This is a genomic window from Rhodopseudomonas telluris, assembly GCF_042432815.1.
Taxonomy (GTDB): domain Bacteria; phylum Pseudomonadota; class Alphaproteobacteria; order Rhizobiales; family Xanthobacteraceae; genus Rhodopseudomonas; species Rhodopseudomonas telluris.
In genome coordinates this window covers 414,223-429,535 of sequence record NZ_JBHLWM010000003.1, presented here as the reverse complement: position 1 = coordinate 429,535, position 15,313 = coordinate 414,223, and the positions used below count along the sequence as shown (strand labels likewise).

Annotated in this window: 14 protein-coding genes and 1 tRNA gene; 9 read left to right on the top strand and 6 right to left on the bottom strand. The window is 66.1% G+C overall.

Features of this window, described 5'->3' with window-relative positions; all coding sequences use genetic code 11:
• Positions 1–88: 88 nt before the first annotated feature.
• Entirely contained in the window at positions 89–685 is a 597-nt protein-coding gene (locus ACFFJ6_RS08760) for a TetR/AcrR family transcriptional regulator (RefSeq protein WP_378386539.1), read from the top strand.
• Here the strand turns inward: ACFFJ6_RS08760 and ACFFJ6_RS08755 are convergent, their stop codons facing one another.
• Positions 686–2,668: an acyltransferase family protein gene (locus ACFFJ6_RS08755; RefSeq protein ID WP_378386537.1), complete on the bottom strand. Its 1,983-nt coding sequence runs from the start codon at positions 2,666–2,668 to the stop codon at positions 686–688.
• A 216-nt stretch (positions 2,669–2,884) separates the two neighbouring features.
• Between ACFFJ6_RS08755 and ACFFJ6_RS08750 the strand changes: the two genes are divergently transcribed.
• Positions 2,885–3,313 carry a secondary thiamine-phosphate synthase enzyme YjbQ gene (locus ACFFJ6_RS08750; RefSeq protein ID WP_378386535.1) on the top strand — a complete coding sequence of 143 codons (429 nt, stop codon included), beginning with the start codon at positions 2,885–2,887 and terminating at the stop codon, positions 3,311–3,313.
• A 162-nt stretch (positions 3,314–3,475) separates the two neighbouring features.
• The gene (locus tag ACFFJ6_RS08745) at positions 3,476–4,774 is read left to right on the top strand and encodes a RuBisCO large subunit C-terminal-like domain-containing protein (RefSeq protein WP_378386533.1); all 1,299 of its coding nucleotides are present in this window, start codon (positions 3,476–3,478) and stop codon (positions 4,772–4,774) included.
• An 89-nt stretch (positions 4,775–4,863) separates the two neighbouring features.
• Here the strand turns inward: ACFFJ6_RS08745 and ACFFJ6_RS08740 are convergent, their stop codons facing one another.
• Both ACFFJ6_RS08740 and ACFFJ6_RS08735 read right to left on the bottom strand, forming a co-directional pair.
• Positions 4,864–5,946, bottom strand: coding sequence for a phytanoyl-CoA dioxygenase family protein (locus tag ACFFJ6_RS08740; protein WP_378386531.1), 1,083 nt, complete (start codon positions 5,944–5,946; stop codon positions 4,864–4,866).
• A gap of 184 nt (positions 5,947–6,130) precedes the next feature.
• Positions 6,131–6,919 (bottom strand): cobalamin B12-binding domain-containing protein, encoded by a 789-nt coding sequence (locus ACFFJ6_RS08735; RefSeq protein WP_378386529.1) that lies wholly within the window; start codon positions 6,917–6,919, stop codon positions 6,131–6,133.
• An 839-nt stretch (positions 6,920–7,758) separates the two neighbouring features.
• On the opposite strand from ACFFJ6_RS08735, the gene ACFFJ6_RS08730 reads away from it, so the two are divergent.
• Complete coding sequence (locus tag ACFFJ6_RS08730; RefSeq protein WP_378386527.1) at positions 7,759–8,541, top strand: HAMP domain-containing protein; 783 nt, start codon at positions 7,759–7,761, stop codon at positions 8,539–8,541.
• A 139-nt stretch (positions 8,542–8,680) separates the two neighbouring features.
• Here the strand turns inward: ACFFJ6_RS08730 and ACFFJ6_RS08725 are convergent, their stop codons facing one another.
• Complete coding sequence (locus ACFFJ6_RS08725; RefSeq protein ID WP_378386525.1) at positions 8,681–9,439, bottom strand: sulfite exporter TauE/SafE family protein; 759 nt, start codon at positions 9,437–9,439, stop codon at positions 8,681–8,683.
• An 82-nt stretch (positions 9,440–9,521) separates the two neighbouring features.
• Here ACFFJ6_RS08725 and ACFFJ6_RS08720 point away from each other — a divergent pair, with 82 nt between their 5' ends.
• Complete coding sequence (locus ACFFJ6_RS08720) at positions 9,522–10,439, top strand: LysR family transcriptional regulator (protein ID WP_378386523.1); 918 nt, start codon at positions 9,522–9,524, stop codon at positions 10,437–10,439.
• Positions 10,440–10,538: 99 nt separating this feature from the next.
• On the opposite strand, the gene ACFFJ6_RS08715 is transcribed toward ACFFJ6_RS08720, so the two are convergent.
• A tRNA-Gly gene (locus ACFFJ6_RS08715) sits at positions 10,539–10,613 on the bottom strand.
• Between the two features lie 389 nt (positions 10,614–11,002).
• On the opposite strand from ACFFJ6_RS08715, the gene trxA reads away from it, so the two are divergent.
• The 4 genes from trxA to ACFFJ6_RS08695 all read left to right on the top strand — a co-directional run bounded on the left by trxA (position 11,003) and on the right by ACFFJ6_RS08695 (position 13,748).
• Positions 11,003–11,920, top strand: a complete 918-nt coding sequence (gene trxA / locus ACFFJ6_RS08710) for a thioredoxin (RefSeq protein WP_378386521.1) — start codon at positions 11,003–11,005, stop codon at positions 11,918–11,920.
• Between the two features lie 26 nt (positions 11,921–11,946).
• Positions 11,947–12,621, top strand: a complete 675-nt coding sequence (locus ACFFJ6_RS08705; protein ID WP_378386519.1) for an LON peptidase substrate-binding domain-containing protein — start codon at positions 11,947–11,949, stop codon at positions 12,619–12,621.
• A gap of 106 nt (positions 12,622–12,727) precedes the next feature.
• Positions 12,728–12,925 (top strand): Trm112 family protein, encoded by a 198-nt coding sequence (locus ACFFJ6_RS08700; RefSeq protein ID WP_378386518.1) that lies wholly within the window; start codon positions 12,728–12,730, stop codon positions 12,923–12,925.
• Between the two features lie 70 nt (positions 12,926–12,995).
• The gene (locus ACFFJ6_RS08695) at positions 12,996–13,748 is read left to right on the top strand and encodes a DUF3800 domain-containing protein (RefSeq protein ID WP_378386516.1); all 753 of its coding nucleotides are present in this window, start codon (positions 12,996–12,998) and stop codon (positions 13,746–13,748) included.
• A gap of 150 nt (positions 13,749–13,898) precedes the next feature.
• Here ACFFJ6_RS08695 and ACFFJ6_RS08690 read toward each other — a convergent pair whose 3' ends face one another.
• Positions 13,899–15,221 (bottom strand): ubiquinone biosynthesis hydroxylase, encoded by a 1,323-nt coding sequence (locus ACFFJ6_RS08690; RefSeq protein ID WP_378387048.1) that lies wholly within the window; start codon positions 15,219–15,221, stop codon positions 13,899–13,901.
• Between the last annotated feature and the right edge of the window lie 92 nt (positions 15,222–15,313).

The window sequence follows — 15,313 nt, the reverse complement described above, 5'->3', positions numbered from 1 at the left end:
TTTGCGCTGTGCCGGCTTGGCGAGTTGCGAACAGACCATTCGGTTTCCCGGATTGCGGATTTCGAAACCGGGGCGTATGTGCGTTTAAATGGACCAGAGCACTCTTCTGCCGACGGCCGAGGCCGCCGAGGTGCGGACGTCGCCACGCGAGCGGCTGATGGAGAGCGCGCGCGTCCTGTTCTGCCGCTACGGGATCAATTCGGTCGGGGTCGACACCATCATCGCCCAGGCCGGAACCGCAAAGACCACGCTCTACAAGCTGTTCGGCTCCAAGGACGGACTCGTCGAGGCCGTGCTGGAACGCGAGGGCCAGGCCTGGCGGAGCTGGTTCATCGCGGAGATCGACGGGCCGGGCGGCTCGGCGCGCGAACGGCTGGGCCGGATCGGACCGGCGCTGAAGGCGTGGTTTAAGCGGCCGGACTTCTACGGCTGCCCGTTCATCAATGCGGTCGGCGAGTCCGACAAGGCGGATGACCGGATGCGCAGCCTGGCGATCGCCCACAAGACGATCGTGCTCGACCGGTTGACGGCGCTCTGCACCGAGGCCGGCATCGACGATCCCGCCGAGGTCGCGCATACGCTCGGCCTCGTCATCGACGGCGCCATCGTGATGGCGCTGGTGACGCGCAATGCGAACGCCGCCGACGTCGCGGGGCGTGCCTGTGCGGCGATCCTGCCGGCCTGATCAGCGTCCGAGAATCTCCCGCGCGCGTTCGCGCACGAAGAAGATCGAAGCAGCCGCCGTGAGATGGCTCCCGTCGAACACCACGGGCTCGCCGTTCGTACCAGGCACCGACAACAGGCAACGCTCGCCGTCGCAGAAGGTCGGCGTCGGCGAAATGAACTCCACGCCCTGCGCCGTGAAGAACGCGCGGAGCCGCTCGTTGCCGGCCGCGGCCGACGTATCGAGATGAGGCGGGCCGTCGCGCTCCGGAATCTCCGCGCGCGACACCAGTCCCGCCGCCAGCGCCCGATAGGACTGCGCGAGAACGCGCCGCGGCGGCGTGCGCCAGCTCGGGAACATGCCGACCACGACGATGCGCCGGATGCCCATCGCGCGAACTTCGTCGAGCGTGGCGCGGACCGCCGCATCGTCGACCGCCGGATCGCGGCCGCTCCAATCGTAGTCGCGCCACTGCCGCGCCACCATGATCAGCGTGTCGGGCTTGAGGGCGCGCAGCCGCTCGCGGGCGATCTCGTTATTGGCCTGGCAGGATGGCGACTTGGCGCTGCTGAAGCCGAAGATCGGCGGGCAGGCCGTGGTGTTGTATTGCGAGATGCGGAAGCTCGGATCGTGGCGCTGCAGCTCGCGTAGTCCCGGATAGAGATGCGCGGCGTGCGAGTCGCCCCACAGGAAGATGCGCGGCGCGCCGGCGGGCGTGTCGTCGTCGCACTCCTTCTCGAAATGCGTGAGGGTTTCGAAGAAGCAGGTGCCGCCGCGATAGGCGACGCGCGACTGGCCCATCAGATCTCCGGTGATCGCCTGGACTTCGGGACTGAAGCGCGACGGAACGCCGGCGGCCGCATAGATGCCGACGCCGATCAGTCCGGTCAGCGCGAGCGCCGCGAATGCCGTCGCGGTCTTGACGCCGGACGGTTTGAAACGGAACGGCCGCTCGATGATGCGATAAGTCAGATGCGCCAGCGCGACCGCCAGCAGGATCGCGATCGCCTTCATCAGCGGCGGCGGCTCTTCGCCGAAGCGCACGATGCGGATCGCCGCCAGCAGCGGCCAGTGCCACAGATACAGCGGGTAGCTGATCAGTCCGACATAGACCATCGCGCGGTTGCCGAGCAGCACCCGGCTGACCCAGGGCGAGGGACCGGCGGCAATCAGCAGAGCCGCGCCCAGCACCGGGAGCACCGCCCACCAGCCGGGAAAGCCGCGGTCGCTGCTGATCAGCACCGCACCGAGGCCGAGCAGCAGCAGGCCGAGCCAGGCGCCGGCGGCGCGCAGCGGCGCCTGATATGTTGCAAGCCGCGCGCGCAGCGGCGCGAACCAGCTCAGCGCGGCGAGATCGCGCCCCGGCCCGGCGACCGCGGCGATCGCCAGCACGCAGCCGGCCATCAGCTCCCAGAACCGCGTCACCGGCAGATAGAACGCGGCGAGCGCGTGCGACGGCGTCAGCGCGAGGTTGGCGACGAACGAAGCGAGCAGCACCGCAAAGGCCGCGATCAGCGGGCCGTGCTTCCATCGCCACGCCAGCAGCAGCAGCGGCGGCCACAGCAGATAGAACTGCTCCTCGACGCCGAGCGACCACAGATGCAGCAGCGGGTTGAGTTCGGCCGCGGTCTCGAAGTAACCGGCGTCGTGCAGCAGCGACAGGTTGGAGAGGAACAACGCGCCGAAGCCGATCGACTTGCCGAGGTCGCGATAATCGACCGGGAACAGCACAAACCAGCCGGCCACCGCGCAGGTGATCAGCACCAGGGCGAGCGCCGGGAAGATCCGGTTGATGCGGCGGGCATAGAAGGTGCGATAGCTGAAGCCGCTGTCGCGCCGTGCCTGGCAGATGATCGAGGTGATCAGGAAGCCGGAGATCACGAAGAACACGTCGACGCCGACGAAGCCGCCGCGCACAGAGGTGGGAAACGCATGGAAGGCGACCACCAGCAGCACCGCGATGGCACGCAATCCGTCGATATCGCTACGGTAGGCAGGCCGCATCGGCATTCACATCTGGGCCGGGGAGGGGGAGCCGGCACTGCTTCAAGTTCCAGCCGACGGGTCGGGAGCCATTTGCATCGCGAAGCGCCGCCGCACTGTCAAGCCGCGCGCTCCCCTCATCACAAGGTCTGACCAGGACGTGATGGATTTGCGCGGCTTTCGGCGCCGCGATAACACTGGCGGTCCGTGCTGGACGGGACGCTATCGGATGCCACGATGAAGATTGTCAGACACCGGATCGAACTCGTCACCACCGCGCCGATCGAGATCATCGATATCAGCGCGCAGATCCGCGACATCGTCGCGGGCAGCGGCATCAGCAATGGGCTCGTCACCGCGAGCTGCCTGCACACCACCGCGCGCATCAATGTGAACGAGCGCGAGGACAAGCTGATGCAGGATATGCTGACGTTCCTGAAGCGGTTCGCGCCGCGCGACGGCGACTATCTGCACAACCTCGCTCCAATCGATGGCCGCGACAACGCGCATGCGCATCTGATCGGGTTGTTCATGAATTCCTCGGAGACAATTCCGCTCGCGGACGGCGCGCTGGTGCTCGGCGAGTGGCAGTCGGTGTTTTTCATCGAGCTCGACGGCCCGCGTCCGAAGCGCGGAATCGAGCTGCAAATCATGGGGCAAAGTTGAGGCAGGCTCGGCGCGCCGCCAACGCTTCGCACTCGCCGCATGGCCTGCGCCGCTGCGGCCGGCGAAGCCCTGGTCGTCCGTCGAAAGAACCGATTTTTTGCCATGGATGCGCGGAGCGTACCCGCGTAAGACGGCCTCATCCCGGTCAGCGGAAGATCAGACATGACGCCTGACGATATCGCGGGCTTCTTCGCCAAGCGTTCCGACCTCAATCTCGACGACTACATCGAGCTCGACTTCGATTTCGAATGCGCGGGCGATCCGCGCGAGGCGGCGGCGCATCTGTGCAGCGAACAGTCGACCGCGCAGTGGCGCCGCGTCGGCTTCGACGAGGATTTCCGGCCGCGCTTCGCCGCCAAGGTGCTCGAGCTCTCGGCCGAGCCGAGGCCATCCGGCTTCAGCACCGCGGTCGAATGCGCGGTGCGCGGCGAGGTCCATGCCTGCCGGGTGACGATCGCGCATCCGCACGGCAATTTCGGCCCGAAGATTCCCAACCTGCTGTCGGCGGTGTGCGGCGAGGGCGTATTCTTCTCGCCGGGGATTCCGCTGATCCGGTTGCAGGACATCCGCTTTCCGGACGCTTACCTCGCGGCCTTCGAGGGGCCGCGCTTCGGCATCGCCGGGCTGCGCGAGCGGCTGCGCGCGTTCGACCGGCCGATCTTCTTCGGCGTGATCAAGCCGAATATCGGCCTGCCGGCGGCGCCGTTCGCCGAACTCGGTTACCAGAGCTGGCTCGGCGGCCTCGACATCGCCAAGGACGACGAGATGCTGGCCGATGTCGATTGGTGCCCGCTGGCCGAACGCGCGGCGGCGCTCGGCGAGGCCTGCGCCCGCGCGGCGCGCGAGACCGGCGAGCCCAAGATCTATCTGGCCAACATCACCGACGAGGTCGACCGGCTGGCCGAGTTGCACGACGTCGCGGTCGATGCCGGCGCCGGCGCGCTGCTGATCAACGCGATGCCGGTCGGGCTGTCGGCGGTGCGGATGCTGCGCAAGCGGGCCCGCGTGCCGCTGATCGCGCACTTCCCGTTCATCGCCGCGTTCAGCCGGCTGGCGAATTACGGCATCCATTCGCGGGTGATGACGCGGCTGCAGCGGCTCGCCGGCTTCGACGTGGTGATCATGCCGGGCTTCGGGCCGCGGATGATGACCCCGGAGCACGAGGTGATGGACTGCGTGCGGGCCTGCCTCGAGCCGATGGGGCCGATCAAGCCGTGCCTGCCGGTGCCCGGCGGCAGCGACTCGGCCGCGACGCTGGAGGGCGTGTATCGCAAGGTCGGCAGCACGGATTTCGGCTTCGTGCCGGGGCGCGGCGTGTTCGGCCATCCGATGGGGCCGGCGGCGGGCGCCGCCAGCATCCGTCAGGCCTGGGATGCGATCGCGAGCGGCATCGCGGTCGCCGATCACGCCAGGACTCACCCCGAACTCGCCGCCGCGCTCGCCGCCTTCGGCGGCCGCTGATCCGAACCACTACGCTCCGGGCGACCGCACCGCTTCGAGCCATCGATGAAGCGTTGCGGCTCAGCCCCGGCTGAGCTTCAGGCTCCAGGTCAGCGTGGCAGTTCGGTGAAGGTGACGACGATCGCGCTGCGGCGACCGTGCGTCACCACGCCGTCGCGATGGATGCCGGCCGGATCGTACAGCACGGCGTTGCCCTTGGGGCTGGTCAGCTCGACCTGATTGCTCTGGATCGCCGCCGCGAATGCACTGTCGGCGACCAGATCGGCGCCGAACGATGCCTTGCGCTGCAGCCCCGCCGGCAGCGCATAAAACGTCTCGCGCCAGCTCTGCAGCGTCGAGGACAGGCCGGCGAGATCGTTGGCGCGGCGGATCAGGCCGTCCCAGAACCGCGTCGCGGCGCGATTGCTGCCCGCCACATAAGTCAGCGGACCATTGTCCGGCCCGACCTCGCCGAGATAGATCACCAGCTTCAGCACATTGGTGCCGGGATCGACCTTGAAGCCGTCGCAGGGCGACGCATCGACGCTGACATCCGCGAACGGGCTGGCGGCCGCTACGCCCGGCGCCTCCGCAAGCTCGGCAACGATCTGGCCGACGCCGACCGGACGCTTGAGATAGGCGCTCGATGCTTCGGTGAGGCCGAGATCCGCCGCGGTCTGGTTGAACCAGCGATAGAGGTGGGGGTTTGCGGCGAGATCGACATCGATCCGGCCGGGCTCGGCGCCGCCCGGCACCGTGCGCTGCTCCAGCGCGCTCAGTTGCGGCGCGAGCTGCGTGCGGATCTGTGCGATCGCGTCGGGCCCGAGCCGGACCGCCGCAAAGCCATCGGCCTGCAGCGGCGCGAACACGGCGGCGCCGCGCTCGGTCTTCGGCGCAAAGGCGCGGCCGGCGGTGAAGCGCGACAGCCGCTGCAGCAGGATCAGGCGCAGATAGGTCGGCAACTGGCGTAGCAAAGCGGCGAACGGCTTGCCGCCTGCGGCCGGCCGCGGCAGATGCGCGATATCGATGACGCGCTGCGCCGACGTCAGCAGGAAGCCGTAGCCGAAGTAGCTGATCGCCTTCAGCCGTGCGCCGAGCATCGGCATCGACATCACGCGGCCATAGGCCGGGTGGGCGTCGTAATCGATCGCCGGCAGGTGATCGAACGGATAGGACTTTCCTTCGGATTGCATGACCCGCCCCTCCAGAGACTCAAGCGTATGCGATGGACACCAAATGGGGACTATGGTGGGCGGCATCGCGACGCGCGAGTTAGCAATACGGCGATGTCCGTCGTCGCGGCACAGGCACAAGCGTCGCAGTCCATCGCCGCGCAAACGGCGCCGACGATCACCATGACTGGAAGCAGGCGGCCGGTCAGATCCAGGCGAAATTCGCCGCCGGGCGGGCGGTGCGATTGAGCAGCGAGCGCATCAGGCAGCGTTCGATCTGGACCGACGAAACGGTGGCCGCATCGGCGCCGACCAGCGCGCAGGCATCGGCGCGTTCGGCGAACACACGGCCGCTGGCGACGACGGCGATCGCCGGATTGCGCGAGGCGCGGCGGATCTTGCGGATAGTTTCGGCGACGCGCGGCAGCCAGTGCTCGCGACGGAGCGCCGGGCTCAGCGACAGATTGACCGCATCGAACCAGCCGTTGGCGACCAGGTCCACCAGCGACTTGTCGGTGTCCGGAAATTCACTGACGGTATTCCAGCCCGCTTGGCGCAGCAGCTCGGAATGCAACGCGGCACAGAACGAATGCGGCTCGCCGGGCTGCGAAATCACCAGCACGGTGCGCGGCTGCGACCGCGTCAGCGGCGCCGACAGCAGATCGAAGCTGATCCGGCGCATTGCCGTCTGCAGGTGGCACAGGCCGATCGTGACCTCGAATTCGCTGCAGGCGTCGTCATTCCACAGATCGCCGAGCTTGCGCGCGGTCGGTTCGAACAGGCTGGTGAACAGCGCGGTCGGCGACGCAGCGCGGGAAAGATTGGCGTCGATCAGATCGAACGCATCGGCGAGATTGGGGGCGATCAGCAGGCGGGCCAGCTCTTCGGCGCGGCTCTCGGCGGGATCTTTGGCGGTGTGCGTCCGCGTCGGGACGGCCACGTGCTTGACGAGCAGATGCGGGATGACCGTCGAGACAATGCTTTCTGGATGCACGGCACGCACTCGATCTGGTTGCCCTCGAACACCAACCTGGGACGTCTGACCCTGAACATCCGCCGAGGGGAAGCAGATCGGGTCCGGCGCGGTCACGGGCTCGTAGCAAAACGGGCAGCGCCGTTGCCGCATCGGGAAAGGAGCCCCGGAATCGGGACAGCGTCTTTGCTCTGGATCAAAACGGGATGGTCGCCATTGCGACCGCCCGCACCGCCGGGATGCGCCGCCTTCGAGGGATCGGACATGTGGCGCTGGTATCTAAGTAATCCGGCCAGCGCCTGACCCGGATACCGCGCGCGTCCGAAAAGTAGTTAGTCGCAATGGCGCATTATGGGCGAATCGCGATTCCTGCTAATCTGCCGCACCACAGATGCGCCGCTCGGAGATGAAGGACCGATGGCGGCCGAACGTCGCAGTCAGCGCCGCGCCGTGATGCTGATAGTACCAGCAAAGGTAAGTCACGGCAGTTAGTTAGTTAAGAATGAAGCGCCGTTACGCGATTGTTCTGAATCAATCGATTCAGTTCCAGACCCCGTATATTTACAGTTGTGCGAATCAGCGCAAAACTGAATCGACGAGTCGATCAAAGCTGAGCAACTATCTCGTTTAAACAAAAGGTTAGACGGATTTTTGACTCACTGGTGATTCGCGATTCTGAAGAACGAGTGTCTGATTACCAGCGCTCGTTCACTGTTCCGGCGTGAGGCGTATTTGGCGAGACCGGACCATCCGATTCCGCCGCAATTAGAGGTTTCGTAACCCTAATAAGTAATGCGTGGATCACGCTGTTCACCTTAGGGGGCAAGCCGCCCCTAATTGAAGAAAGCTGGAGACAAACAATGCAGTTCGACCTTTCAAATCGGAACCTCGCACAGAAAATCTCGATCCTGGTGCTCGGGATCACGTTCTTCGTGGCGCTCGCGATCGGCGGCGTCGGCGAGATGATCCTGCATAAAGTCGGGACTGAGCAGGCCAAGCAGGCCGCCAGCGTCGCATCGCTGGATCGCCTGATCGGTTCGGGAGGAGCCATGCTGTCGCCAGTCCGGGCGGCGGATGGCAGCATCGTCGGCATGCTGGTGATGCAGCAGGATGCCGGTCCGGTGGTGATGCCGGCGTCGTATGAGGGCCAGGGTCTGGTGGTGCAGGCCGCCGAGACCGTCGCGGCTCCGGCTGCGGATTATGCGCTCAGCGCCGCCCACACCATGCTGCTGCTGGCCGGCATCGTGGTCTTCGCGGTGGTCGGCCTGATCGGCACCCGGATTTCGCGCGGTCTGCTCGCTCCGCTGGGCGAACTCGAGAAGGACGTCGCCAAGCTCGCCAGCGGCGACACCAACATTCGCATCCATGCGCTGAGCCGCTCGGATGAAATCGGCCGGATCGCCCGCTCGATCGCCAAGATCCAGGAATCGCTGATCGAGCTCGCCAAGCTCAAGACCCAGAAGGTGGTCGGCGGCGCCAACTCGGTGCTGGAGAATCTCAAGGAAATGTGGGGCGACCTGAAATCCGCGGCACGCAACGCCCGCGAGATGCTGTTCACCGACGGCAAGACGATCGGCGAGGTGTTGTCGCGATCGTGGACCGATTGGCTGCACAACGGCCTCGGCGTTCCGAAACGCGCCTGACCTGATTGAGCGTTGGCCTCGCCGGACGCGGCGAGGCCGCTGCTTCTCCTCCGAAGTTCACCTGCTTCGACGTCGACGACATCAAGACCCGCGGCCCTCGCCGCGGGTTTTGCTTTTCGGGGCCCGCCGTCGCCGCGGCTCAGCGATAGGCGCGCAGGAAGAACGTGACGGTCATGGACGCCGCGAACAGCACCGTGGCGAGCTGCACCAGCGCGGCCGGCAACCGCTTGCCGACCACGGCGCCGAGATAGCCGCCCGCGGCCGCGCCGACTGCGACCAGCAGCGCCGCCCGCCAGTGCACGATCCCGGAGATCGCAAAGCACAGCACCGCGATCGTATTGGCGGCGCTGACCAGCAGCGTGCGGGCCGGGTTGAGCGCCTTGACGTCGGCGCCGTCGATCAGATTCCACGCCGCCATCATCATCAGCCCGACCGCGCCGCCGAAATAGCCGCCATAGATGCCGAGCAGAAACTGCACGATCAGCAACGTGGCGACGCCCGCCTGAAACCGCGCCCGCAGCGCCGGCCCGACCCGGCGGCCGAACGCCAGCGCCAGCGTCGCGACCAGCAGCAACCAGGGCAGCACGCGATCGAACAGCAGGCCGGGCGTCCACAGCAGCAGCAACGCGCCGACGAGGCCCCCGGCCAGCGTCGCCGCCAGGACCGGCCGCATCGACACGCCGGCAATGCGGCCGAGCCCGCCGCGATACACCCAGGCGCTGGCCAGCCCGCCCGGATACAGCGCAATGGTACTCGACGCATTCGCCGCAACCGAAGGCACGCCGGCGCCGATCAGGGCCGGCAGGGTGACGAAGCTGCCGCCGCCGGCCATCGCGTTCATGGCGCCGCCGAGCGCGCCGGCACCGAGCAAAATGAGATCTTGGACATCAGGGACCATGTCCCCTCTTGCCCGCCGCCCGATACCCTCACAATCTGGAAGTTCCGGGGCCAAACTTCGGCTGATCCGAAGGGTGATCGAGATGCGGTTTGATCTGACCGACCTGCGGCTGTTCGTGGCCATCGTCGAATCCGGCAGCATCTCGCGCGGCGCCGGCCTCGCCCATATGGCGCTGGCGTCGGCCAGCGAGCGGATCAGCGGCATGGAGCAGGCGCTCGGCGTGCCGCTGCTGGAGCGCGGCCGCCGCGGCATCACGCCGACGGCCGCGGGCCGGACACTGCTGCCGCACGCCCGCGCCGTCACGGGCCAGATCGAGCAGATGCGCGGCGACCTGCGGGCGTTCTCGGAAGGGCTGCGCGGCGCGGTGCGGATGCTGTCCAACACCGCCGGGCTGGTGGAGATCGTGCCGGCGGCGCTGCGGGCATTCCTGGCCGCGCATCCGGCGGTGGACGTCGATCTCGAGGAGCGCACCAGCGCCGAGATCGTGCTGGCGGTGGCGGAGCAGCGCGCCGAATTCGGCGTCTTCGCCGGCAGCAGCGATCCCGGGCCGCTGCAGACCCGGCCGCTCGGCACCGACCGGCTGGTGGCGATCGCCGCCGCGACGCATCCGCTGGCGACGCGCGCCTCGATCGATTTCGCCGAGCTGCTGGATGACGCCTTTGTCGGCCTGTCGAGCGGCGCGCTGCACGACCATCTGGCCGCGCAGGCCGCGCGCTATGGGCGCCGGCTCGCCTGCCGGGTGCGGCTGCGCAGCTTCGAGGGCATCGTCCGGCTGGTCGAAGCCGGCGTCGGGCTGGCGATTCTGCCGGAAGCCGCCGTCGTGCCGCATCTCGGCAGCGCGCTCGTGGCGATTCGGCTCACCGATTCGTGGGCGCATCGCGACCTGCTGGTGTGCGCGATCGATTTCGACCGGCTGACCACCCACGCCCGCACGCTGGTGGCCGAGCTGGAGCGGCAGGCCGGCGCCAGCGCACACGCGGATCGCGCAACGGGACTGTGAACGCCACAAATATCCGCGACGATGCCGAGGACAGCGTCGATGATCTGGAAAGTCGCGATGGTTGGGAAAGAACCGGCTGCTTGATCGGCCGTGAGATTCTGGAGCGGGCGAAGGGATTCGAACCCTCGACCCCAACCTTGGCAAGGTTGTGCTCTACCCCTGAGCTACACCCGCATCCGAGAAACCGCCGAAGCTCGCGCCGCGGCCGTGCGCAGTCCTATGCCAAATGCTTGAGGCGAATGCAACAGCCGATGGCGGCCTGAGCGTGCTCCTTTTTGCAGAGGCGTCGAAAGATCCGGCTTTTCGCGGCCGGTTCGGCCGTTTCATGACCGCAACCCCGGCAGGCGGAACGCGACCGGGGCGGTTCCGGTTGAAATCGAAAGCCCGCGCGCCATCTACAGGGGCGTGCTAAATCGTCTGCGGGCGCGGGGGACCGGCTCGCGGCGTGACGACGCGCCATAAGACAGACACCAGGACATCCGGAGCCTCCGGCCGATCGCGGCGGGATCCGCTCCGAAACGCCACTCTTAACGCCACTCTTGCGGACATCAGGCGAGGATCACGTGACAATCATCGAGCAGGGCAGCGGCGATGCCCCCCAGGCGCCCGATCTGATCAAGGACACCACGACGCAGAGCTTCGTCCGCGACGTCATCGAGGAGTCCAAGCGCCAGCCGGTGCTGATCGACTTCTGGGCGCAGTGGTGCGGCCCGTGCCGCCAGCTCACCCCGATCCTCGAAAAGGCGGTCCGCGCCGCCGGCGGCAAGGTCAAGCTGGTCAAGATGAACATCGACGAGCATCCGGCGATCCCAGGCCAGATGGGCATCCAGTCGATTCCGGCCGTGATCGCCTTCGTCGACGGCCGTCCAGCCGACGGCTTCATGGGCGCGGTGCCGGAAAGCCAGGTCAACGCCTTCATCGAGAAGCTGACCGCCGGCATGCCGGGCGGCGGCCCGACCACGCCCGAACTGCTGCAGGAAGCCGAAGCCGTGCTGGCCGAAGGCGATGCCGCCACCGCCGCGGCGATCTATGGCGAAGTGCTGCAGGCCGATCCGGCCAATGTCGAGGCGCTGGCCGGCGTCGCGCGCTGCTACATGCAGACCGGCGAGATCGACAAGGCCAAGCAGATGCTCGAGCACGTGCCCGAGAAGCGCCGCGAGGACGCCGCCGTGAAGGCCGTGCAGGCGATGATCGACCTCGCCGAGCAGGCCGAGCAGGTCGGCCCGATCGCCGAGCTGGAGCAGAAGGTCGCGGCCGATCCGCTCGACCATCAGGCCCGCTTCGACCTCGCCACCGCGCTGAACGCCGCCGGCAGGCGCGAGGAAGCGACCACGCATCTGCTCGAGATCGTGCGCCGTGACCGCAAATGGAACGACGACGGCGCGCGCAAGCAGCTCGTGCAGTTCTTCGAAGCCTGGGGCGCCACCGACGACGCCACGGTCGAGGGCCGCAAACGCCTCTCGACGATTCTGTTCTCGTAATCGCAACCAGCAGCGGGCGTTTTCCAATGCCGATCAATGCCGCCTATCGCGGGCCCGCAGACCTTCCGGAAGTCATCCCGGTGTTTCCGCTGGCGGGCGCGCTGCTGCTGCCGCGCGGCCAGATGCCGCTCAACATCTTCGAACCGCGCTATATGGCGATGGTCGATGACTCGCTGCGCGACGGCCACCGGCTGATCGGGATGATCCAGCCCGACGCGACGCATTCGGCCAATGACGAAACGCCGGCGCTGTTTCAGGTCGGCTGCGTCGGCCGCATCACCCAGCTGGCCGAATCCGGCGACGGCCGCTACATCCTCGAACTCACCGGCGTGTCGCGCTTCAAGGTGACCGAGGAGCTCGCGGTGAAGACGCCGTACCGGCAATGCCGCGTCGATTACTTCCCGTTCGTCGACGATTTCACCGCCCGCAAGGGCGAGGACGAGGTCGATCGCGACACGCTGCTCTCGGTGCTGACCGACTTCCTCAAGGCCAACAACCTCAAGGTCGATTGGGGCGGCGTCGAAAGCGCGCCCAACGAAGCGCTGGTCAACGCGCTGGCGATGATGTCGCCCTACGGCGCGCCGGAGAAGCAGGCGATGCTGGAAGCGCCCGATCTCAAGACCCGCGCCGAAATCCTGATCGCCGTCACCGAGATGGATCTCGCCAAGAAGCGCACCAGCGGCGATCCGCCACTGCAATGAGCCGCGCAACGATGCGCCCCGATTTGCGCGGCGCCGTTGACGGCCACGCGCCGGCGCGGTTCAGTCCGCGCAGTTTTCTCGATAGCTCTGAACTGGTCCGCCCCTCATGACGACATCCGCCGAACGCCCCGAAACGTCCGTCGACAGCAAGCTGCTGGAAATTCTTGTGTGCCCGATCACCAAGGGCCGGCTGGAGTTCGACCCGGCCCGGCAGGAACTGATCTCCCGCGGCGCCAAGCTCGCCTACCCGATCCGCGACGGCATCCCGATCATGCTGCCCGAAGAGGCGCGCAAGCTCGGGTAGTGTTGAGCCTGCCCCACAAAGTATCATTGTGGTGCGTTTAGTAGGCTGACATCCTTCAGCGATGTACTTGATGTACGTCGACGAAAGCGGAGACGTTGGTCTCGTTAACTCACCCACCAGCCATTTTGCGCTTTCTGGGCTCATCGTTCATGAAAGCCGTTGGCGGGATTTTGTCACCAGCCTAGTTAGCTTTAGAAGAACTCTCCGTGATGTCTACGGGCTGCCGTTACGAACGGAATTGCACGCCTCGCATCTGATCAAAAGCCCTCCGATGCCGGGCATGAATCGTCATATCAGGTTAGCGATTCTGAGAAACTTCTTGGATGAGCTGGCGAAAATGGATTTTGTTTCAATAACGAACGTGGTTGTTTGCAAGACGGGCAAACCTCTCGACTACGATGTCTTCTCACATGCGTGGCAAGCGCTATTTCAGCGCTTCGAGAATACGCTGAAAAGCGGCAACTTTCCCGGGAGCCATCGAAATGATTTTGGAATTGTCCTTACCGACGCGACAGACGGCAAGAAGTTGCAGCGGATGGTAAGAAGAATGGCAGTTTACAATCCTGTTCCTAACATGGCGAGGATAGGCGCTGGACATCGTAACCTTCCGCTACTTCGGATTATCGAAGATCCCTACCCAAAAGATTCGAAAGACAGCTTCTTCATTCAAGCATGCGACACTTGCGCTTACTTTCTTCTGCAGAAATTTTCGCCAAACAGTTTTGTAAGGAGGGCGGGCGCTCATCACTATCTCAACCGACTTCAACCTGTACTAAACAGGAGGGCCAGCTATTCAAATGAGTTAGGGATTGTCGTCTTATAAAGGGAAGGGGGAGGCTTTTACACCTCCCCGGTGCAATCCTACTCGTGGGTTGAGCCCAGTTTCAGATCACGTCCTTACAATAGCAGAAATCCTATCAAAATCAATAGGATGTAAATGATTCAAATCGCTTAGCATTCTCGAGTTTTACCGCTACAGCGCCTCGCCCTTCAGCAGCCGCGGCGTCTCGCCGGTGAGGCCGGCGGCCTGGCGGATGAAGGCGCCTTTCAGCGGCGGCAGGCGATCGACCAATCCCAGACCGATATCGCGGACGCTCCGCAGCAGCGGCGACTTGTTGGAGAACAGCAGGTTCAGACCGTTGGTGGCGACGCCCATCGCCATGGTGTCGAACCGGCGCCAGCGCTGATAGCTCTCCAGCACATCGGCCTGGCCCGGATCGATCCCGAGCCGCGCCGCATCGACCACCACCTCGGCCAGTGCGGCGACGTCGCGCAGGCCCATATTGAGGCCCTGCCCGGCGATCGGATGGATCACATGGGCGGCGTCGCCGATCAGCGCCAGCCGCGGCCCGATGAACGACTGCGCGACGAAATAGCCGAGCGGAAACGCCTTCGGAGCGTCGAGCGGCTTCACATCTCCGAGCCGCAGCCCGAAGCGCTTTTCCAGTTCGACCTGAAATTCGGCCGGCGGCAGCGCGACGATGTCGGCGGCGACGCGGCGGCTCTCGGTCCACACCAGCGACGACCGCTTGCCGGTGAGCGGCAGGATCGCGAACGGGCCGGCCGGCAGGAAATGCTCCTCGGCGCAGCCATTGTGGTCGCGCTCGTGCTCGACCATCACGACGATGCCGGACTGGTCGTAGTCCCAGCCATAGGTGGCGATGCCGGCGCGCTCGCGCAGCTTCGACTTGGCCCCGTCGGCGGCGACCAGCAGGCTCGCTTCGATGACGCTGCCATCGCCGAGCGTGACGGTCGTGCCGCCCTCCTGCGACTGGTAAGATGTCACTGGCGTGGCGCGCAGCTCGACACCTTCGGCCTCGGCCCGCTTGGCCAGCGCCTCGTTGAGATATTTGTTCTCGACCATATGGGCGAACGGCTCGCCCGGCTGCACTTCGCCCGCGAAGGTGAGGAACACCGGCCGCGTCGCATCTTCGAGTTCGCTGTCGGTGACGATCATGTCGAGGATCGGCTGCGCGGTCGGCGCCACCTCGTCCCAGACGCCGAGCGCCTCGAACAGCCGGCGGCAGGCCGCCACGATCGCGGTGGCGCGCGGATCACGCGACGGTCGCATCGCCAGCGCCGGGTCGGCGACGATCACCGGCACGTCGGGGCCGAGCCCCTGACGCAGCGCCAGCGCCAGCGCCAGACCGGCGAATGCGCCCCCTCCGATGACAATACTTCGCGGTGCCGTCATTTTTCTCACTCGTCGACCAGAGTTCGGGTGCCCGGTGGTGTTGCGCAAGGGGCGTTTCGCCAGGAGTTCTTGTCGCCAAGAGTTCTTGCGCCGTCGCTGCAGCTGGGCGAAACAGGCAGGAACAACCGTGGCTTGCCGCCCGGTTCTAACAGACCTCGACGACGGTGGGAAATTGCCGCCGCGAGCCGACCGTT

Coding starts and splice junctions, on each gene's coding strand:
- ACFFJ6_RS08705 (WP_378386519.1), top strand. CDS start 11,947: ATGCCGATCAATGCCGCCTATCGCGGGCCCGCAGACCTTCCGGAAGTC.
- ACFFJ6_RS08760 (WP_378386539.1), top strand. CDS start 89: ATGGACCAGAGCACTCTTCTGCCGACGGCCGAGGCCGCCGAGGTGCGG.
- ACFFJ6_RS08700 (WP_378386518.1), top strand. CDS start 12,728: ATGACGACATCCGCCGAACGCCCCGAAACGTCCGTCGACAGCAAGCTG.
- ACFFJ6_RS08750 (WP_378386535.1), top strand. CDS start 2,885: ATGAAGATTGTCAGACACCGGATCGAACTCGTCACCACCGCGCCGATC.
- ACFFJ6_RS08740 (WP_378386531.1), bottom strand. CDS start 5,946: ATGCAATCCGAAGGAAAGTCCTATCCGTTCGATCACCTGCCGGCGATC.
- ACFFJ6_RS08745 (WP_378386533.1), top strand. CDS start 3,476: ATGACGCCTGACGATATCGCGGGCTTCTTCGCCAAGCGTTCCGACCTC.
- ACFFJ6_RS08755 (WP_378386537.1), bottom strand. CDS start 2,668: ATGCGGCCTGCCTACCGTAGCGATATCGACGGATTGCGTGCCATCGCG.
- ACFFJ6_RS08725 (WP_378386525.1), bottom strand. CDS start 9,439: ATGGTCCCTGATGTCCAAGATCTCATTTTGCTCGGTGCCGGCGCGCTC.
- ACFFJ6_RS08695 (WP_378386516.1), top strand. CDS start 12,996: ATGTACGTCGACGAAAGCGGAGACGTTGGTCTCGTTAACTCACCCACC.
- ACFFJ6_RS08730 (WP_378386527.1), top strand. CDS start 7,759: ATGCAGTTCGACCTTTCAAATCGGAACCTCGCACAGAAAATCTCGATC.
- ACFFJ6_RS08720 (WP_378386523.1), top strand. CDS start 9,522: ATGCGGTTTGATCTGACCGACCTGCGGCTGTTCGTGGCCATCGTCGAA.